This window comes from Deltaproteobacteria bacterium (genome assembly GCA_022340465.1).
Lineage (GTDB): Bacteria > Desulfobacterota > Desulfobacteria > Desulfobacterales > B30-G6 > JAJDNW01.
In genome coordinates, this window is sequence record JAJDNW010000054.1 from 13,982 (window position 1) to 32,501 (window position 18,520).

Genomic DNA, 18,520 nt, shown 5'->3' on the forward strand with positions numbered 1-18,520 from the left:
CTGGTGCCTTTGTGATTGAGTATTTCTTTACTATGAAAACGAACCCCACCATACGAGACATCGCCGCGGCGGCCAGGGTGTCCGCCGCGGCGGTGTCGCTGGCCCTGAACAACCGGCCGGGGGTCAGTGAAAAAACCCGGCGCCGCATTCAGAAAATCGCCCGCCGTATGGACTATCGGCCCAATTACGCCGCCAAACGCCTCATGGGGCACCCCAGCCACACCATCGGCCTGATCCTGCGCAACATCGCCGACCCCTTTTTCCCGGAGCTGGCTCTGGGCGTTGAGGAAAAGGCGACCGAAATGGGCTACAGCCTGCTGCTGTGCAACACCAACGGCACGTTGGCCAAGGAAAAAAGCGCGCTGGATGCCTTGCGTGCCAAAGGGGTGGACGGCGTTATCCTTTCGACGGTCACCGTGGATGATCCCAATGTCAAGCCGCTCATCGATGCCGGTGTTCCCTTCGTCTGCGTCAACCGCTTCGTCATGGATCCAGCCGTCGAAAGCAAAACCGACTATGTGGTGCTGGACAATTACGCCTGCGGTTACGAGGGCATGCGTCACCTTTTACGGATGGGTTATGAGCGCATCGCCATCCTGACCGGGGATTTGAACACCTCCACCGCGGCCCTGCGTCGCCAAGGCGAGCGTGATGCCCTGGCGTCATACGGCGTCGACCAGGACCGGAGACTGGTGGTCGAGTGCGGCTGGTCGCGGAAGCGCGCTTTTGAAGCCGCCCGGCACTTTCTGGGATTAAAGGAGCGGCCCGAGGCTTTTTTTGTCCACGACGACCACATGGCCCTCGGTGCCAGAGAGGCCGTGCTGGGTGAAGGGTTGGCCATTCCGGACGATGTGGCCCTTTTAGGAATCGACGACATTCAAATGGCTTCGCTTACCGGTGTGGATCTCTCGACCATCAGCCAGAAAAAATATGACATGGGGGTCATGGGTGCGAAAATCCTGATCGATAAAATTGAAGAAAGCACGCCTCCCATGGTGAACAAGATCATGCTCGAGCCCCGTCTCATGATCCGCAAATCGTGCGGGTACCATCTCCGGGGCTACGTGCGGTGAAAAGCGCGGCGTTGCGTTTTGGTTTCAGGATTTTGAGGGGTATTTTCCCCGCCACACGATGTCGCGGTAGTTGGCAGGATCCGTGGCTCCTTCCGTGTTGAAAAAGAGGCACACCGACCCGCTGTCCATCCCCAATTGCCTCCTTAAATCCTCGAATCTGGAATGGTTCATCAGCAGGTCTATGACGCCGGCACCGATGGAACCGGACTCTCCCGCCTCAACCACGGCATCTCCGGACAGGGGATTGGCAAGAATGCGCATGCCGTCTGCGGCTACATAATCGTCGCAGCTCACGTAGGCGGAAGGAAGGTCGCGCAGGATTTCCCATGATATGGGGTTGGGTTCCCCACAGGCCAGGCCGGCCATGATGGTACTCAAATCGCCCTCGGCGGGGTGCGGTTTACCATCGCCGGCGGCAACGGATGCAAGCATGCAGGCGGCCTGTTGCGGTTCCATAACGATAAATTTGGGGCGCGGTTTGGCATAGGCGCCATGCAGGTGGCCCACCACAGCACCTGCCAGCGTTCCTACCCCGGCCTGGATGAAGACATGCGACGGAACGGCATTTTGCGATCGCAGCTGTTCCACGGTTTCGGCGCACATGGTGAGGTAGCCTTGCATAATCCACAGGGGGATGTCCGTGTAACCCTGCCAGGCCGTGTCCTGGATCAGGTGCCAGCCGTTTTCTTCTGCCGTGCGGCGAGCCAGCCGCACCGTATCGTCGTAGTTGAGATCGGTCACCACAACCGCTGCTCCATGGCTCTCGATGCTGGCCACCCGGGAAGGGGCCGATCCCCTGGGCATGTAAACCACCGCGCGTTGCCCCAACTGCTCAGCCGCCCAGGCTACGCCTCTTCCGTGGTTTCCGTCCGTGGCCGTTGCCAGCGTGATCCGTCCTATCTTTTGCCTGGTTTCCCTGCTGACGATCTGCGCGTAGGGCGTGTCTGCAAGATCTCTGTCAAGCATCCGGCACACCAGTTTCGCCACGGCAAAGGAACCACCCAGGACCTTGAAGGCCTTGAGCCCGAAACGGTGGGATTCGTCTTTGGCGAAAATGCCGCGCAGGCCCCAGGCATGGGCCAGGCCCTGCAGGGGCACCAGGGGGGTCGGCGCATAACCGGGCAGCTGGCAATGAAATTCCATGGCCTCCCTGGAAGCGGCGGGTGAAAGATATGGCGGCATCGTCACCCTGCAGGGGGATTGCAGGATGTATTCAAAATGATGGGAGGGTATTTTCATGGCGATGGGGCCGGACGGCAAAACCCCGGTGCCCTTGGGCGCCAGGGTTCATGTTAAACTTTAAAATAAACAGATAACTTATTGAAATAATTGGTCGGGACGGCGCGATTTGAACGCGCGACCCCAGCGTCCCGAACGCTGTGCTCTACCAGACTGAGCCACGTCCCGACATGGGAGTCTCCATATTGCACTCCTGAATCATTGTCAACAGCTTTCCACATTAATTTACTCGAAGGGATTTGACAAAACCATGGTCTCATCGCGGCCCGGCCCCACGGAAACGATCTGAATGGGGGTGTCGGTGAGTTCCTCGATGCGCTGCAGATATCGTTTCGTGGATTCCGGCAGGTCTTCGAAATTGCGAATGCCCGAGATGTCCTCAGTCCACCCGGTCAGGGTTTCGTAAACGGGTTTGCAATTCCCCAGCACATTGAGATTGGCCGGAAAATCTTCGATGACGGCGTCCTCGTAGGTATAGGCCGTACAGACTTTCAATTCTTTCAGACCGCCCAGGACGTCAAGTTTGGTGATGGCCAGGCCGGTCAGCCCGTTGAGGCGGACGGCATTTTTCAAAATCACCGTGTCCAGCCATCCGCAGCGCCGCCGTCTGCCGGTGGTGGCTCCGAATTCCGCCCCCTTTTTCTGAATGGTGTCACCGATATCGTCAAACAGCTCGGAGGGGAAGGGGCCCCTTCCGACGCGGGTGGTGTAGGCCTTGACGATGCCGACGACCCCATCGATCTCCCCGGGGCCGATGCCCGATCCGCAGCAGGCATTACCGGAAACGACATTGGAGGAGGTGACATAGGGATAGGTGCCGTGGTCGATGTCCAGGTGTGTTCCCTGGGCGCCTTCGAAGAGCAGCTGCCGGCCCCCTTTCAGGGCGTTGTGCAGTTCCACTGAAATATTGGTGACATAGGGGGCAAGCCTTTCTGCAAAGGCGGTGTACCCGGCGATGATTTCATCGGCATCCAGGGGGTCGGCATGGAGGAATTTTTCGAGGTAGAAATTTTTTTCCGGCAGAAGGGCTTTCACCCTTTCCGCAAAGAGGTCTCTGTCCAGAAGCTCCACAAAACGGATACCGCGGCGGGTTGATTTGTCCTCGTAGCAGGGACCGATGCCGCGGCCCGTGGTGCCGATTTTATTGTCCCCCTTCATTTTCTCGCGGGCCTGGTCGAGGCTCCGGTGATAGGGCATGATCACGTGCGCTTTTTCGCTGATGCGAATCTGCTGCGGTCCGGCCTTGATACCGTGGTTTTCAAGATAGTCGATTTCGTCGAGGAGCACCTCCGGATCCACCACCACGCCGTTGCCGATGTAGCAGGTTTTTTGCTGCAGAATTCCCGAGGGCACCAGGTGGCTGATAAACTGTTCCCCCCCGACGACCATGGTGTGGCCGGCATTGTTGCCGCCCTGAAAGCGGACGACGCCGTCGGCGTGCTTCGCCAGAAGATCCACGATCTTGCCCTTGCCTTCGTCTCCCCACTGGGTACCGATGATGACAATATTAGACACTGCCTGCTCCTTCCTAAGTTGAGTGTTTCAAGTTCTATCATTTGAAACGTTCAATTTAGGTTTTTGTTAAGATGTCTACTTTCTACGCGAATGAAAAAAAAGTTGCATCATGGTGCGGCATTCCGTTTCCTTTACGCCGCCGATGATCTCCGGACGGTGATTCAGGCGCACGTCCTCGGAAAAATTATAGAGCGAGCCCGCCGCCCCCCATTTCGGATCGGCGGCGCCGAAAACGACGCGGGCGACCCGTGCGTGCACGATGGCCCCCATGCACATGACGCAGGGCTCGACAGTAGCATATAGCGTGGTGCTTAACAACCGGTAATTATGCAAGTTCGCCGCTGCCTTACGCAGGGCCTCGACCTCGGCGTGGGCGGTGGGATCGGATTTCAGAATGGTCCGGTTGTGCCCTGTGGCCACGATGTCGCCGGCAGCATCGACGAGGACGGCGCCGACCGGGACCTCGCCCGAGGCTTCCGCTTTTTTGGCTTCCGCGATGGCTATCCCCATGAAATGTTCATGCTCTAGAAATATGGTTGACATACGGGGTTGTATAGCCTAATAAGCAACAAAAATTCAAACGGTTTCATTTTGCGCCCGTAGCTCAGCTGGATAGAGTGCCGGACTACGAATCCGTAGGTCGCAGGTTCGAATCCTGCCGGGCGCGCCATAAGAAAAGCGAAATCAGTAACGATTTCGCTTTTTTTATTTTTAGAGACACCCTATCGGATTTGACTTATCATAAATGAGTGAAGATATTAAAACCTAAGGTGAGCGTTTCAAATTTTAAGAATGAACAGAACAAACATATTTTCAAAGGATTATAATCCTTTTCGAAAGCGATTTCGATCTGCAGCAACCTTTAGGGGAACTAAGCCCTGAAGGAAATTGAACCCAATCGGTAGGTAAACGTATCCGGAACCCATGCGAATGCTTGCACCCGTAAAAAAATATGTGTATCCGCTGCTGCTCGGCGCATTCCTTTTAGCGCCGTTTTCCGGTATGGCCGAGATTTACTCCTGGACCGACGAAAACGGCGTGCGGCATTACAGCGACACCCCGCCTCAGAGCGCGGTCCAGATGAATGTCGAGCAGGAAATTCCCCACGATCGGGAAAGGGATCGGCAAAACAGGGAAGCCTACATGAAAATGTTGGAACAAACCGCCGAGAAACAGCGGCAACGGGAAAAACACGAGCTCGAAGGACGGCTTGAAAGGACGGAAAGGCAGTTGCGGGATACCGAAAAGAAGGCCGAGCAAGCCCTCCAAGCCGCAGAAAAAGCACGCACCGTCGCCGAAGAAAAACAGCGCCGCAGGGAAATTTACGTGGCCCCCTGGATCGGTCCAGGCTATGGGCCGGCGCGGCCCGTTCCCTACGAGCGGCATCCGCGCCGCACGCCACCCCGCCAGGCCATCACTCCCTAAGCCCCAAGGTTGCTTAAACAGCATAACAGATAATAGATAGTGCTTCGACATAACTTTCAATTTCATAACAGCATCGCAAGTTCCTGAATAAAACCAGCGGTTCACTCCAAGGATCTTGCCTATTTTGCCATGTTGCTTACCCTTCGGGAAAGCCTGAGAACTTCAGGCTCTACGAGCAGCGCCTGCGGCGCCTTTATTGCTGAGGGTTCGAAGTAAAGAGCTACGACTTCACCCTCGACGCCTTGGCTCTGAAGCCCTCAGGCTGTTGCAACGTTGGGGTAAAGATGGACAGGCCGGCCATAAACTGATACGTAGCTTTGAAAACGACCCGAACCGTTTTCAAGGGCAAGCTTATCTGTCCTTGGGGAGGAGCTACGATGTCAGGGGTGAATGAAATTTTGCTGGTGGCCGCTATTGTCGCGGCGATATTTTTCGTTCCGCGGATGATGCCTGCCAAACGGCAGATCCCGATTGCCAGGCGGCCGGTGGTCATGTCGGCAAAAGCACGTTTGGCCGTTGCCGCATCGGTTGTATATCCATTCGCGGCGGCGGCATATTTTCGACCCTGGAAAAATGACCTGATCATTTACCTCTACCTCGGGGTAGGGCCGGTCGCGCTTGGATGGCTTTTGTACTGGGTTTATACGGGGCTTAGAAAATAAATGGGCAAGCGGGATGCCATATTCCTGACCGTCGAGGAGGCCCTCGAGGCCGTCTGCCTGGATTTTCGACGCTACGAGCCGCAGGTCATGCTGTTCGGCGAGGTTTTGCGGGTCATTTCAGACGGCGGGATCGTCCTCAAGAGCGAACCGGGAAAAAGCGGCAGATGGGTGGCCCCTGAAAGGGGATCAAAAATGGTGTGGTTTGACGGCGAAGCGCTTCGCGCCTATGTGTGCGATATTGTGAAATCCATGCGTCCTGGTGCCGATGCCATGGCGGCCGTCTGCTCACGGGTGTTTCGTGAGAGGGCTGTCCCGGCCGTCGATCCCGCAACGGGGGAACCCGGGGTTTGTATCGAAACGGGTATGGAAAAATTCGTCTGCGTTCAATGCGGAAACTGCTGCAAAGCCCTGGATTACCATGACGCGCTTACCGAACAGGACGTTGAGATGTGGAAGGAAGCGCAGCGATACGACATTCTCGCCTGGGTCGGTGTCGCCCAAAAAAAGGGTGGTGCGAGTTCCTATCGCATCTGGAAAGACCCCAAAACCGGAGAACTCGCAGATCAATGCCCGTTTTTGACAAAGGTTCCGGATAAAAATCGATGGATTTGCCGAATTCACGATATCAAGCCGCGTATCTGCCGCGACTATCCTGTCAGCCGCAAACACGGTGTCATGACGGGGTGCCGGGGCTTCGACAGGTAAGCCGAAATGAACCGACGCGACAGGCTTTTCAAGGCATTCAAACAAGGACCCAAGTTGCGATTAGGAAGGAGATAGAAATGGCGATACAAGAAGGACGACCAGCACCCGATTTCAGCCTCCCCGATGCCCGGGGAACGCAGGTGAAGCTCAGTGAATTCAAGGGAAAAAATGTCATCTTGTATTTTTATCCCAAAGACAACACGTCAGGCTGAACCAAAGAGGCCGAGGGATTCCGTGACGCTTACGGCGAATTCCTAAAATTAGACACGGTCGTATTGGGCATATCGCCTGACAAGGAACCGTCTCATCAGAAATTCATTGAAAAACTGGATCTGCCTTTTGCGTTGCTTTGCGATCCTGAAAAAAAGGTTCTAAAAACCTACGAAGCCTATGGTGAAAAAAAGATGTACGGCAAAGTCACCATGGGGGTCATCCGTTCCACCGTGTGGGTCGGGGCTGATGGCAAGGTCAAAAAGCACTGGAAACGGGTGGCCAAGGCCGCCGATCATGCCCAAAAAGTGTTAGAAACGCTAATGCAAGATAGACGTTGATATGCCGTTATTGCTTTTGATTTTCGCTTATATCGCCGGATCGATCAATTTCTCCATCATCATTTTCAAACTGACCGGCAACGGCGATCCCAGAGATGCCTTCAGCGGCAACCCCGGTATGACCAACGTTTACAGGCAAAGCGGATTGACCATGGCGGGCGTCGTGCTGCTGATGGATGTCGGGCGATCCTTTCTCGTAGCCGCAATGGCGGTGTCCATGCTTTCGGGGGGCTGGGTCCCCTGGATCGGCTTCGCCCTTATTGTGGGCAATCGCTACCCCTGTTTTCATGGTTTCAGGGGCGGCAAAGGCGTTGCCAATTATCTCGGTTTTTCTCTGTGGAGTGTCCCCTTTGCCGTTTTGATATCGGCACTGTCATGGCTGCTGTGTTATGCTGTCGTACGCATACCTTTCATCGGATCATTCGTCATGGTGTCGATTCTTGCCTATGCCTCCATGTCCCATTGCGCTTTTCGGCCGTGGTGTTCGGCCGGTGTGATGGTGACGGTGCTGTTTATTTTTTTGTCTCACCGTCGGAACCTGAGCGAATTGGTCGGCAAAGGCTAAATCGGGTTCATCGAATACAGTGGCCCTCATAAGAAATATGAAAAATAGTGCTATTTTTACGGGCTGGCTGTTGACAAAACCCAGGAGCTGTGTGATGTTCTGAGAAAACGGAAGCCCTTCCTGACATTCTTATGATCACGTTCAGAGATCTCTTCTATCCAAAGTAAGTGCTTAGAGAAATCAGTTTCAGGTAAACCGTGTTTGAAGACGCAAAAATGGCGCGTTTTGCGTTAAAGGATTTTCATAAACGAACGACAATAAACGATCGACAATTGGAGGATTACATGAATGATTTTCTTCACAGTCTTCGAAGCAACAAGGACAAGCGCTTCGACAGAAACCGAAGAAATTACGATTCGCCCGGTTACCGGCCAAACGACCGGATGAACACTGTTGACAGGAAAAGAAAGGGAACCTATCGGTCCCAGCAGAATGAACAGACACAGGCTTATGCCGCCATAAACAAACTGTTGCCCACCATCAAAAGTCTGCTGGAATCCCTGACGGAAGACCGCAAGAAGCTGATCGAGGCGGAAGAGCGCAAAGCCGAGGCCATGGAAACCATCGCATCTTTTTTGAAGCAGCTTGCAGGATCGACGGGATCTGACGTTCCCGCCCTCGAAAGCATAGAGTCGATTTGTGAAGGTGACAGATGCGAAGCCGCCCCCGAAGAAGCAGCGCGGGAGCAGGCGGTCGGCATCCGCGAGCCCTCCGATCCAAGCCGGTTATCCGAAGGGGAGAATGCAGCGGTCGCCACGACTGAAGGCGCAGAAGGAAACCAACGCGATGACCTGGTGTCGATGATTAAAGGGTTGCGAAACCAGGGCTTCAGCTATGAGAAAATAGCAAGGCACCTCGAGGAAAACAACATTCCGACCATATCCGGAAGAGGGCGCTGGCGCGGGCAGGCCGTTAGCAAGCTCTGCCAATAAATTTTTCTACGAAAAATTTATGAAGCGCGACTTCGTTGCTGTTATTTGCCATTATCGGCGCGATACCCAAAGCCACTTCGGATTGGCTTTTTCAGGGTAATGATTTTCATCATAAGAGGACATTCGCAAACCAGGCAACGCTTTCCCGGATAAAGGCCGATTGATGACCCGGGTCGCTCATGCGGTGGTCGCCGCCGGATTGGATGATCATTTTTTTCGGGCGGGAGGCGTGCTCATAGAGCGACCTGGCATGGGACACGGGAACCACCTCGTCGCAGGCTCCGTGGATGACGAGAATGTTTTTCACCTTATGCATGCTGCCTGTGATATCGAATGGGCTTGAGAGCGGATGATCGCCGGCAGGTGAAAACCGGCTGTGCAGGGGCGCGGCAAAGGTGACCACGGCCGCGACTTCCTCCGTATCACACACCGCAAGGCATACCGCACCGCCCATGCTGCTCCCGAAAAGCCCCAAATCCCCGCTGCAGGCATCCAGGGAACGCACCAGCCGCAGGGCATCCGATAGGTCCCGAGACCTTTCCGGCAATGATGCCACCTGATCGAATTCTCTCCTGCTGTCGCCGCAACCGCGATGATCGAACCTGAAATAGCCGATTCCCTGTCGGCAGCACGCCTTGGCCAGGGCCGTCTGCTTGGGAGAATTGCGGTCGGCTATCAGTCCATGGCAGCCAATCACCATGGGCGCGGGGAGCGCTTCCGGAAGGTGGAGGGTGCCGATCAGTCGATATCCATCGGAGGTAAATTCCATTGTTTTTATCATAACAGGCTTCCATAAGCCATTGATCGAAGAATCTCAATACCATATGATGGCCACCCTATGGCGTTGGCTGGCTGTGTCGAATACAAAAAATGGAAATGTATTATGGCGGTCAAGAAGAATCAAATCATCGAAGTTAAGATTGAAAAAATCGCCTTTGGGGGCAGGGGGCTTGCCAAACCGGACGGCTTTACGCTTTTTGTCGATCAAACCGTTCCGGGCGACCTGGCAAGCGTCCGGGTTACCAGGAAGAAAAAATCCTATGCCGAAGCACGTGTCGAGCATCTGATCGAACCTTCTCCCCTGCGCGTCGCTGCGCCGTGTCCGTACAGCGGTCACTGCGGGGGCTGCAAATGGCAGTTTCTCGACTACGAACAACAGATTATGTTCAAAAGACAGCATGTCCAGGAGGCGTTGGCGCACATCGGTCAGATCCGCGATGCCGTGGTCCACGAGACGCTGCCGTCCGACAAGGTCTTCGGTTACCGCAACAAGATGGAATTCACCTGCGCCGAAAGACGCTGGCTGCTCCCCGAAGAGATGGCGGTTGCCGATCCGCGGGAGGCCGGTATCGCCCTGGGCCTCCATGTGCCCGGAACCTTCTACAAGGTGCTGGACATCGATGCCTGCCTTCTGCAGTCATCGCTGGGAAATCGCATACTCGAAGATGTGCGTCGCTATATAAAAACGTCGGGTGAACCGGTTTACGGTTTGCGGAGCCATACCGGTTTCTGGCGCTTTGTCACCCTGAGGCACTCCGCCGCGCATGACCAGTGGATGGTGAACCTGATTACCGCCACGGAAAACACCGGTGTTCTGAGACCGCTGACAGAGATGCTGCTGGAAAAATATCCTGAGATCGTGTCGGTCGTCAATAACATTACCGCCAGCAAAGCAGGGGTGGCCTTCGGGCAGAAGGAAATCCATCTTGGCGGAGAACCTTGCTTGACGGACAGGATAGGGGGGGTTGCATTCAAGATTTCAGCTAATTCATTTTTTCAGACCAATACGGACGGCGCCCGGAAATTGTACGACACGGTAAAGGCTTACGCGAACCTGAAAGGGCATGAAACCGTGCTGGATCTGTATTGCGGTACCGGCTCCATCGCCATCTACCTGTCCGGTTGCGCCAGGGAAATCATCGGTATCGAACAGGTGGAAAGTGCCGTGGCCGACGCTGAGGTCAACTGTCTGGCGAACGGGGTCGTGAACTGCCGCTTCCTCCAGGGAGACATGCGGCACCGCCTGCAGCACGTCGATACCCGCGCCGAGGTAATGATTGTCGATCCGCCGAGAGCGGGCATGCACAAAGATGTCGTTCAAACCATATTAGAGATGTCTCCCGAAAAAATTGTTTACGTGTCCTGCAATCCAGCCGCCCTGGCCCGCGACGCGGCCATGATGTCCGCCGCATACCGGCTGATAGAAGTCCAGCCGGTGGACCTGTTCCCGCACACGTATCACATTGAATCCGTGGCGCTGCTGACAAAAAAGTCCTGGAGCTGAATGTAATAAATTCCGCTTCAGGACTTTTTTGTCAGTGAACGCGGCTTCCGTCTTCGCTCTTCCGTTGTTCTTCGAACGACGCCGCGACAAGTCGCGCTCCGCCGAGGCAGGTCGCCGCTATTAAACTGGAAATTGAATAGCCTAACCCATCATGTCGGGCTTGGAAGCGACGCAGTCGCGTTACATAAAAGCGTGGTACACGCTTTTATTGGCGCACACTTTTATTGGGATAGCCGTGCATAAACGTCCCTGATGACAGCGGCCGACAGGTGTTGCATGGCGGCACTCATGGCGCCGGCAAAGCTGGGTATCTCCATATCGGCAACGGCCTGCCGCACATGGTACCTCTTTTGCATCAGTGCGGCGTCCCCGCTGTTCTGCTCGTGGTTGTCGATCAAGGTAATGACGACCGTCAACACGGCTTCGGCGCTTTTCCCGTCGACCTCCTGGTAGAATTCCTCCACGACGCCGGTGACGATATGTGTGCAGGGCAGTACCGAGTCTTCGTAGAGCGCCGCTTTAAAAAGAGCGCATTCCTCAAAGTCGCGCATCAGAAAGAACGATGCGAGATCGCCCGGTTGGGCGCGCCACTTGTGATACACGTACTCGTCTCTCTTGAACGGCTTAACTTTGAAAACGATTCGGTTGGAATCGTAAAGGGGCGAGGCCTGAAAACGATCGATCCTGAGGACATAGGGAAGGGGTGCATTTTCCTCCGGTTGCGGCGGGTCATATTCGAGGGTGTAGTAGTGGACATCTATAGGCGCCTGCCTGATGCCGGTGCAGGCATGACCGCCGAGAAGGACTGCACACAAGAGCATGGCCATGAAAATCCTCAAAACGGTTTCGGGCATGGTGATGGTGTCCTTTCCTTTTTCTGGCGCCTACTTCCCCCTGCTTCCCATCGATTTCTCGACGGGCGGTTCTCCCAGAAACAACTGTGACGGCTGGTCGGCAATGCGTTCCAGGAACCGGTCGAGGCTTTTACCGGCTTTTTCGTAGCTTTTAAGTGTTTTTTTCATGTCTGCCGCCAACGAGGCGATTTCCTGATGGGACTGCTCCACCAGCCGGTTGCTGTTGACGGTAAGCCGGTTGATGTTGTCCAGGGAAGTGCGCATTCCCGCTATCAATGCCTGGATGTCGACCGCATTGTCAGCTATCAGGCCGTCGGTTCTTACCAGTGTCTTGTCGAAGAGGGCAATGGTACCGCGGCTTTCGGTCGACAGGGCGTCGATGTTCTCAACGGCGGCGGCGATGGCATCGATGGTCGTACGCCATTTCGTGGGCTCCATGGATTGCCTGATATCTTCGATGGCCAAGCGCATATCACCGGAGAGACGTTTGAGTTGGGCATCATCCATGGTTTGTTCCATTTTTGCGAGCATAGAATTCAGGTTTTGCAGGATGCCTTTGATGTCCAGCCCCTTGAATTCAACCAGCACGTCGTTAAGGGCGCCCATAATTTTCCTGATTTCTGATGGGCGGGTGTCGATAACGGGGTAGGGTGAAGGAAAGGCTTCCCGCTGAGAAACAAGAATATCTCCCGCCCTTTTTTTTTCCAGCTCGACATACATGAGTCCTGTGATGCCCACGGCTTTGAGTTCGGCAACGATGCTCTTGTCGAGTTGCAATCCCGTTTCAATTTTCAGCACCACCCTGATCAGACGCGCATCAGGTGCCACCCCGATGCTGTGAACCTTGCCAATGGAAACCCCCCGGTACTTGACAGGGGAATCACGGTCGAGACCCTGCACCGTTTCATCGAAATAAGCCACGTAGAATTTGCCTTTTTCGAGATAGTTCGACATCCCTAGCCAGATAACGGTGAAAACAACCATGGCGAACCCGGCTACCACGAAAATGCCTACTGCCATCTTTGTTCTGACCGATGCCATATGTCCTCATTACCCTCTTTTAGTGTCTATTCAAAACGTAATAGCAGCGAGATTATAGTTTGTTTCAGAATACCGTTCCATATGCCCTAAGCCCTTGGCGGGTTTATTTTTCAACGCATCATATCAAACCAAGGCATACCCTGTGCCCGCCGGATTATTGATGGAAACATTCAGATTTTTACTAAAATTCAGATAGTGGAAACATCATCAATCCGGCAGGGCACTACGACAGCCGTGCAGAATATTGATATATGGTGCTTTGAAAAAATAAACCCGCCACCTTCCACCCCAATGTTGAAACGGAACCTATATATGGCAGATGTGCAGTCATTGGGGCCGGGCATCTTCGCTTTCCGGGGTAAGCCGGCGCCTGAAGAACTGTTTCACCAAGGGGTCCGGGCTGTGCTTTTTAAGGAAGAGCGGGTTCCCTTCGGCAATGATTCCTTTTTTACCTTTATCGATCATGATCACACGTTTTGCAATGTTAAAGATGCTGTCGAGTTCGTGGGTGACGATTACCATTGTGGTTCCGATCATGGCGTTGATCTGTCGGATCAGTTCGTCGATTTCCATAGACCGCACCGGGTCCAGGCCGGCCGTCGGTTCGTCCAGAAATAAAATCTTGGGGTTGAGCGCCAGGGCCCGAGCCAGGCCCGCCCTTTTTTTCATGCCGCCGCTGACTTCTCCGGGCATGTGATCCTGATAGTCGATGAGGTCGAACTGGCAGAGCTTCATGCTGACAAGACGGCGTACCGCATCTTTGGGCAGATTTCCATATTCGACGATGGGCAGGGCGATGTTTTCCGCCAGGGTCATGGAACCGAAAAGGGCACTGCCCTGGAAAAGCACACCGATGTCGCGGAAGAAACGATGTGACGCTTCCGGGTCATCGCCGGTGACGTTCACGCCGTTGATGGTGATTTCGCCGGCATGAGGCCGCTGCAGCCCGATGAGGTGCTTCAACAGCGTCGATTTACCACTTCCGCTGGAGCCGACAATGACGAGGATTTCGCCTGCGGCCACGTCAAAGCTTAGGTCCTGCAGGATCACATCGTTGCCGTATTGTGCGACCAGGTTCCGAACTTTAATGATAGGTTCCGGTGACATACTTCACTCAAAGATCTGGCTCTGAGCGGGGATGACGATGCAAACACCCGAGAGCACCATATGACATTTTATTGAAATAGACGTTTAAGCCAGTTTTTTCCCGTTCAATTTTTAGCGGCGAAGCCGCGTTTCGTAAATTTTGCTCCGCAAAATTTACTACCAGTAGGAACGAATCACCGCAAAAATGGAATCGAAAAGAATAATCAGAAAAATACTGTTGACCACTGCGGACGTGGCGGCATTGCCCACCGCGGCCGCTCCGCCCCTTACCTGAAAGCCTCGCTGGCATCCGGTCCAGGCAATCAGCAGGGCAAACACGACGCTTTTAAACAGCCCCCAGAGCACTTCGAAAAGCGCCAGTGCATCGAGGGTCTGTGCAATATAGGTCCCCGGGGTCAGATCGAGCAGAAACACACCGACAACCATTCCACCGGTTATGGCGAAGAAATCGGCAAAAAGCGTCAGAAAGGGAACAACGATGACGGCGGCGACGATGCGGGGTACGGCCAGAAAAAGCGTGGGGTTGAACCCCATGGTGAACAGAGCATCGATTTCTTCAGAGATCTGCATGGTGCCGATTTCGGCCGCATAAGAAGAGCCGGTGCGACCGGCAACCACGATGGCGGTCATAATCGGTCCCAGTTCCGAAACCATGGCCATGGCAACCAGAGAAGCCACATAGATATTGGCTCCGAATTGCCGGAGCTGGATCGAAGACATGAACGCCATAATCAGTCCCAAAAGAAAACTGATCAGACCTACGATGGGGACGGCATCGACACCTGTTTTTTTCATAAGGGTGATGGTGTCTTCCACCCGCAGGGACCGGGGCTTGACAACCGTGTGCAGCAACCCCAATACGATCGAACCGAGAAAAGAGATCATGTAACGGAGATTGTGCAATTCTCTGATGGTTGATTCTCCGAAGCGCAGAAAAAAGTTTGGCTCCCTGACACGTTCAAAGATCGGACACTCGACGTCACGCGTGTAAACCGCGCGTTCGAAGAGCGCTTTCAGCTGACGGGTGGCGTTGACGATACTGAACTGTCCGCCACTGTTGCGGACTGAAGATTCCATATCTAAGACCGCCAGCAGACCGTAATCATCCAGATAGCTCACAACGGAAAGGTCGAGGGTCAACTGGGGAGGCGGATGGCTGTCTATGGAGGGCATCAGAAATTTGTATATGGCCGGCGTGGAATCGATATCGATATTCATTTTGAAACGAACGAGCAGGCCGCCGGACTCGTCTTCGGCGACGTCATAGATGTCTGCTGCGTCGGTCGTCGTTATGTGTCTCGTAACCATAAGCTGGTCTTCGTTCCGGCCGGCTGATGTTGTGATTGAAGCGGCGCAGCCGCTTCTAAAAATAGATACCGCCGGCCGTATTTTTATGACGTCCGGCAGGATCTATTTTCGCCACCCTTCGAGAGACAGGGCCGAGGATTCCAGGCTTGAAAAGTGCTGCGTGCATGAAACGGCTTCCGCCAAAATCTGCTGAATGTGCCTGAGCAGCCGGCAGGATTTGTAACAACCGGGAAAGTTCACCCTGTCATCGCAACCGCTGCAGGGGCTTTTGATCAGGTGTCCGACTTCAAAATCGAGTTTTTTATAAACAGTCGTGGTTTGCATAGCATCTTTCGCCGTTCACGCCGTCAACCATTCAGGCCGGAACGCGTAAACTGATCGTATCTGTACATCTTGGAGAGTGTTTTGACCGCCCTTTCCGGAGTGGTGAAAAACACCCCCTTGAAATCACTTTTTGCGGCCATGTAGATGGTTTTGTCCTTTTCATCGGTCATCAGCGACACGCCCACCACCGGTTTGCGGTGGCGTTCCATCAGGTCGACAATCTTTTGGACATAGCTCTTTTCTTCTTCTTCCAGGGCGTTTTTGATTCCAAGGAGAAATTCCTTGTCGTAGGAAGGGTCGGCCGCCATCACGGCATCCATATAATGGCCGATCAGATGCCTGCGTCCCATGATGCCCAGGTTGATGACGGCATCGCACCCCTCCCACTTGAGCAGGGTCTCTATGATGTCGATCGGCAGGTCACCGTCGGGTTCGCCCACCAGATCGATGGGGTTGGCACGGCTCCAGTAGGGCGGCAGCCACTGGTCGATGGTACGGATGATATCCGCAGACAGGTCGGGCACCTCCAACCCGTAGGCATTGCACAGGTCGGCGGTGACCACGCCCCACCCGCCGCCCAGGGTCATGACGGCGACGCGATTGCCTTTAGGCAGCGGCAGCGAGGAAAACCCTGCGGCAAGGTCCAGGAGGTCCATGGAGTGTTCGACCTTGACGATGCCGGCCTGTCGGCAGACAGCGTCGAATATGCGGCGATCCGTGCTCAAGGCCCCCGTGTGGCTGGAGGCCGCCTTGGTGCCTGCCGCGCTTTGTCCCCCCTTCATCAGGACGATGGGCTTTTGCATGCCGACGCGGCGGGCGCTTTCGAAAAAGCGGCGTCCATCCTTGACGCTTTCGATATACAGCATGACGGTCCGGGTAAGGGAATCGTCTTCAAGCGTTTCCAGCAGGTCCTCGATCGTGGTCATGGCTTCGTTGCCCGAGCCGCAGAAGCCGCGAATGCCGATGCCCTGCTGCTCCGCGAAGGCCAAGAACTGCGTTCCCAGGTTGCCTGACTGTGAAATCAGGGTGGTGGATCCAGGACGCGGTTTCACCGGCAGGCTGGTGCAGTTCAACTGGATGTGGGGGTTGCAGATGCCCATGGTGTTGGGCCCCAGTATTTGAATGCCGGCCTTTTGCGCGGCGGCGGCCAGCTTTTTTTCGAGAGCCTTACCCTCGGCATCGGTTTCGCCGAATCCCGAAGTGATCAGCAAAACGCTGGTGATGCCCTTGGCCTGGAGATCCGGGAGCAACCCCATGACGCCGGCCGCGGGGATGGTGATCACCGCCAGGTCCACCTTCTTTTCGATATCCATGACCGTTTTGTAGACATCCCGACCGGCGATCTTGCCCCCCTTGGGATTGACCAGGAAGATGTCTCCCTGATAACCGCTGCTGATGGTGTTTACCACCAGGGTGTGCCCCCACTTGCCCAACTGCGCAGAAGCCCCCACGAAGGCGATGGACCTGGGGTAGAAAATGGGGCGGATCAATTCCGGGACGACCGCGGGTTTTTTGGTAGGGCTTTCGGCATCGTCCCCCAGAACGACCAACGCGTCCACGGCAACGACACTGCCGTCGGGTCTGGTGACAAGTGGATTGATGTCGATTTCCGCTATCTGCGGGTACTTGACCGCCAGGTTGGACAGGCCAGTCAGCGTTTTTATCAGGAGTCGGCGATCGGCTTTCTCTTCGCCCCGAAAGGCATCCAGCAGCGCCCTGGTTTTAATCTCGTCCAGGATCGTCGCGGCATCCTGTTCCGAAAGGGGCGCCAGGCGAAAGGCCACGTCCGACAGGGCTTCGGTGAAGATGCCGCCGGCGCCGAACATGATCACCGGGCCGAACTGCCGGTCCCTGAACATGCCGGCCACCCACTCTCTCTTCCCGGCAACGAAAGGCTGCACCAGAAAACCTTCCAGGTCGTCCCCGGCATCCGCGGCGACCTTCACGGCGGCGTCCCTGACGTCCGCTTCGCTCTTGAGGTCGAGGCGTACCAGGCCCTTTTCGGTCTTGTGCATCAGGCGGCTGCCCAGTCCCTTCAGAACCACCGGGTAGCCCATGCCACTGGCGGCCTGAGCGGCCTCGTCCGGTGAGAAAACGGCTTTTTCGTCCACGACCGGGATGCCGCAGGCAGCCAAAAGGCGCTTGGCATCGTATTCGGAGAGGGCCCGCTGCTCCTTTTCCCGGGCTGTTTTTAAAAAATCATCAATGTTCACTTCCGATGGTCCTTTACTGGGCGTTTCAAATTTTAGGAACCGATTATTTTTAAATGAAACATTTATTTAAACATAAGAAATAAGACGTATCAAGGACTGAATTGCCAAGAGATTTGAAAAATTAGGTGAAAGAAGGAAAAAATGAGATAGCGGCGCATTCGCGTCACGTAAAAGCGTTTCCGGTGCATTTACTACCAGTCGGACAGGTCGGCAACCGGGTAGGTTTTGATGAAGCGCATCTCCAGGTTCCTGATGGTGATGTCCTGGGTGGCTCCCCCGGTCCCCTCGGTGAAGCCGAAAAGGATCTGCTTGAGGTCGTCGTGCACGGATTGGTCCAGTTCCAGCGGATTGCCATCTTTCAGGGTGCGGTAGATCAGGGGAGCCGTGTCGGCATAGGTGGCCCCGGTGTCCTTGAAGTTGCTCTTCTCTGTGGCATTGAGGTTGTCGAGGCGCTCCACCCAGGCCTTGAGCTGGTAGTCGTAGGTTTGACCGTCCCCGTTGTCGAGTTTCGGCCGTATCAGTTCCAGGCGGACGCCGTATAGCTGACCGTCCTCCATCCAGTTGTAGAGGTCGGTTCCCTTGGCAACCTGGTGGTAGCCGTCTGCGCCGGAAACCGAATCGGTGTTCAAGGAGTTCATGGGCTGGGTCGGGCCGCCGCCGGCGCCGTGGCGGTTGTCGTCTCGGGTGGCGACGGCGCTGCACGTCGGAAACACCGAGGGGGC

General features: G+C 55.1%; 19 protein-coding genes and 2 tRNA genes. 8 read left to right on the forward strand and 13 right to left on the reverse strand.

The window, feature by feature from the left end; all coding sequences use genetic code 11:
- Positions 1 to 32: 32 nt before the first annotated feature.
- Complete coding sequence (locus LJE94_08405) at positions 33 to 1,073, forward strand: LacI family transcriptional regulator (GenBank protein ID MCG6910129.1); 1,041 nt, start codon at positions 33 to 35, stop codon at positions 1,071 to 1,073.
- Positions 1,074 to 1,097: 24 nt separating this feature from the next.
- On the opposite strand, the gene dpaL is transcribed toward LJE94_08405, so the two are convergent.
- The 4 genes from dpaL to tadA form a co-directional block, all read right to left on the reverse strand.
- Positions 1,098 to 2,255, reverse strand: coding sequence for a diaminopropionate ammonia-lyase (gene dpaL, locus LJE94_08410; GenBank protein ID MCG6910130.1), 1,158 nt, complete (start codon positions 2,253 to 2,255; stop codon positions 1,098 to 1,100).
- A gap of 148 nt (positions 2,256 to 2,403) precedes the next feature.
- A tRNA-Pro gene (locus LJE94_08415) sits at positions 2,404 to 2,480 on the reverse strand.
- 57 nt (positions 2,481 to 2,537) lie between these two features.
- Positions 2,538 to 3,827: an adenylosuccinate synthase gene (locus LJE94_08420; protein MCG6910131.1), complete on the reverse strand. Its 1,290-nt coding sequence runs from the start codon at positions 3,825 to 3,827 to the stop codon at positions 2,538 to 2,540.
- Between the two features lie 75 nt (positions 3,828 to 3,902).
- The gene (gene tadA / locus LJE94_08425) at positions 3,903 to 4,370 is read right to left on the reverse strand and encodes a tRNA adenosine(34) deaminase TadA (protein MCG6910132.1); all 468 of its coding nucleotides are present in this window, start codon (positions 4,368 to 4,370) and stop codon (positions 3,903 to 3,905) included.
- Between the two features lie 50 nt (positions 4,371 to 4,420).
- Between tadA and LJE94_08430 the strand changes: the two genes are divergently transcribed.
- Both LJE94_08430 and LJE94_08435 read left to right on the forward strand, forming a co-directional pair.
- Positions 4,421 to 4,497, forward strand: a tRNA-Arg gene (locus LJE94_08430).
- A gap of 260 nt (positions 4,498 to 4,757) precedes the next feature.
- On the forward strand, positions 4,758 to 5,252 hold the full coding sequence (locus LJE94_08435) for a DUF4124 domain-containing protein (GenBank protein MCG6910133.1): 495 nt from the start codon (positions 4,758 to 4,760) through the stop codon (positions 5,250 to 5,252).
- Positions 5,253 to 5,472: 220 nt separating this feature from the next.
- On the opposite strand, the gene LJE94_08440 is transcribed toward LJE94_08435, so the two are convergent.
- Entirely contained in the window at positions 5,473 to 5,838 is a 366-nt protein-coding gene (locus tag LJE94_08440) for a hypothetical protein (GenBank protein MCG6910134.1), read from the reverse strand.
- 76 nt (positions 5,839 to 5,914) lie between these two features.
- Here LJE94_08440 and LJE94_08445 point away from each other — a divergent pair, with 76 nt between their 5' ends.
- The 4 genes from LJE94_08445 (at position 5,915) to LJE94_08460 (ending at position 8,667) form a co-directional block, all read left to right on the forward strand.
- Entirely contained in the window at positions 5,915 to 6,619 is a 705-nt protein-coding gene (locus tag LJE94_08445; GenBank protein MCG6910135.1) for a YkgJ family cysteine cluster protein, read from the forward strand.
- Between the two features lie 77 nt (positions 6,620 to 6,696).
- Entirely contained in the window at positions 6,697 to 7,170 is a 474-nt protein-coding gene (locus LJE94_08450) for a peroxiredoxin (GenBank protein MCG6910136.1), read from the forward strand.
- Between the two features lies 1 nt (position 7,171).
- Positions 7,172 to 7,735, forward strand: a complete 564-nt coding sequence (locus LJE94_08455; protein MCG6910137.1) for a glycerol-3-phosphate acyltransferase — start codon at positions 7,172 to 7,174, stop codon at positions 7,733 to 7,735.
- Between the two features lie 284 nt (positions 7,736 to 8,019).
- On the forward strand, positions 8,020 to 8,667 hold the full coding sequence (locus tag LJE94_08460; protein ID MCG6910138.1) for a hypothetical protein: 648 nt from the start codon (positions 8,020 to 8,022) through the stop codon (positions 8,665 to 8,667).
- A 109-nt stretch (positions 8,668 to 8,776) separates the two neighbouring features.
- Here LJE94_08460 and LJE94_08465 read toward each other — a convergent pair whose 3' ends face one another.
- Entirely contained in the window at positions 8,777 to 9,448 is a 672-nt protein-coding gene (locus LJE94_08465) for an alpha/beta hydrolase (protein MCG6910139.1), read from the reverse strand.
- 102 nt (positions 9,449 to 9,550) lie between these two features.
- Here LJE94_08465 and rlmD point away from each other — a divergent pair, with 102 nt between their 5' ends.
- Positions 9,551 to 10,951 carry a 23S rRNA (uracil(1939)-C(5))-methyltransferase RlmD gene (rlmD, locus tag LJE94_08470; GenBank protein ID MCG6910140.1) on the forward strand — a complete coding sequence of 467 codons (1,401 nt, stop codon included), beginning with the start codon at positions 9,551 to 9,553 and terminating at the stop codon, positions 10,949 to 10,951.
- 221 nt (positions 10,952 to 11,172) lie between these two features.
- On the opposite strand, the gene LJE94_08475 is transcribed toward rlmD, so the two are convergent.
- The 7 genes from LJE94_08475 to LJE94_08505 all read right to left on the reverse strand — a co-directional run.
- Positions 11,173 to 11,805 carry an ABC-type transport auxiliary lipoprotein family protein gene (locus LJE94_08475; GenBank protein MCG6910141.1) on the reverse strand — a complete coding sequence of 211 codons (633 nt, stop codon included), beginning with the start codon at positions 11,803 to 11,805 and terminating at the stop codon, positions 11,173 to 11,175.
- Between the two features lie 30 nt (positions 11,806 to 11,835).
- On the reverse strand, positions 11,836 to 12,846 hold the full coding sequence (locus tag LJE94_08480; protein MCG6910142.1) for an MlaD family protein: 1,011 nt from the start codon (positions 12,844 to 12,846) through the stop codon (positions 11,836 to 11,838).
- Positions 12,847 to 13,173: 327 nt separating this feature from the next.
- Entirely contained in the window at positions 13,174 to 13,953 is a 780-nt protein-coding gene (locus tag LJE94_08485; GenBank protein ID MCG6910143.1) for an ATP-binding cassette domain-containing protein, read from the reverse strand.
- Between the two features lie 156 nt (positions 13,954 to 14,109).
- Positions 14,110 to 15,261, reverse strand: a complete 1,152-nt coding sequence (locus LJE94_08490; protein MCG6910144.1) for an MlaE family lipid ABC transporter permease subunit — start codon at positions 15,259 to 15,261, stop codon at positions 14,110 to 14,112.
- A gap of 102 nt (positions 15,262 to 15,363) precedes the next feature.
- A complete protein-coding gene (locus tag LJE94_08495) occupies positions 15,364 to 15,585 on the reverse strand; it encodes a hypothetical protein (GenBank protein MCG6910145.1) in 222 nt (73 codons plus the stop codon).
- A 23-nt stretch (positions 15,586 to 15,608) separates the two neighbouring features.
- Positions 15,609 to 17,798 (reverse strand): acetate--CoA ligase family protein, encoded by a 2,190-nt coding sequence (locus LJE94_08500; protein MCG6910146.1) that lies wholly within the window; start codon positions 17,796 to 17,798, stop codon positions 15,609 to 15,611.
- A gap of 191 nt (positions 17,799 to 17,989) precedes the next feature.
- Positions 17,990 to 18,520: hypothetical protein (locus LJE94_08505; protein MCG6910147.1), on the reverse strand; the 531-nt coding region annotated here is incomplete at its 5' end.

Bases quoted from the DNA above. Each gene is read 5' to 3' on its own strand.
- LJE94_08405 (MCG6910129.1), top strand. From the start codon at position 33: ATGAAAACGAACCCCACCATACGAGACATCGCCGCGGCGGCCAGGGTG.
- LJE94_08495 (MCG6910145.1), bottom strand. From the start codon at position 15,585: ATGCAAACCACGACTGTTTATAAAAAACTCGATTTTGAAGTCGGACAC.
- tadA (MCG6910132.1), bottom strand. From the start codon at position 4,370: ATGTCAACCATATTTCTAGAGCATGAACATTTCATGGGGATAGCCATC.
- LJE94_08485 (MCG6910143.1), bottom strand. From the start codon at position 13,953: ATGTCACCGGAACCTATCATTAAAGTTCGGAACCTGGTCGCACAATAC.
- LJE94_08445 (MCG6910135.1), top strand. From the start codon at position 5,915: ATGGGCAAGCGGGATGCCATATTCCTGACCGTCGAGGAGGCCCTCGAG.
- LJE94_08435 (MCG6910133.1), top strand. From the start codon at position 4,758: ATGCTTGCACCCGTAAAAAAATATGTGTATCCGCTGCTGCTCGGCGCA.
- LJE94_08490 (MCG6910144.1), bottom strand. From the start codon at position 15,261: ATGGTTACGAGACACATAACGACGACCGACGCAGCAGACATCTATGAC.
- dpaL (MCG6910130.1), bottom strand. From the start codon at position 2,255: ATGCCGCCATATCTTTCACCCGCCGCTTCCAGGGAGGCCATGGAATTT.
- LJE94_08465 (MCG6910139.1), bottom strand. From the start codon at position 9,448: ATGATAAAAACAATGGAATTTACCTCCGATGGATATCGACTGATCGGC.
- LJE94_08455 (MCG6910137.1), top strand. From the start codon at position 7,172: ATGCCGTTATTGCTTTTGATTTTCGCTTATATCGCCGGATCGATCAAT.
- rlmD (MCG6910140.1), top strand. From the start codon at position 9,551: ATGGCGGTCAAGAAGAATCAAATCATCGAAGTTAAGATTGAAAAAATC.
- LJE94_08480 (MCG6910142.1), bottom strand. From the start codon at position 12,846: ATGGCATCGGTCAGAACAAAGATGGCAGTAGGCATTTTCGTGGTAGCC.
- LJE94_08475 (MCG6910141.1), bottom strand. From the start codon at position 11,805: ATGCCCGAAACCGTTTTGAGGATTTTCATGGCCATGCTCTTGTGTGCA.
- LJE94_08440 (MCG6910134.1), bottom strand. From the start codon at position 5,838: ATGATCAGGTCATTTTTCCAGGGTCGAAAATATGCCGCCGCCGCGAAT.
- LJE94_08460 (MCG6910138.1), top strand. From the start codon at position 8,020: ATGAATGATTTTCTTCACAGTCTTCGAAGCAACAAGGACAAGCGCTTC.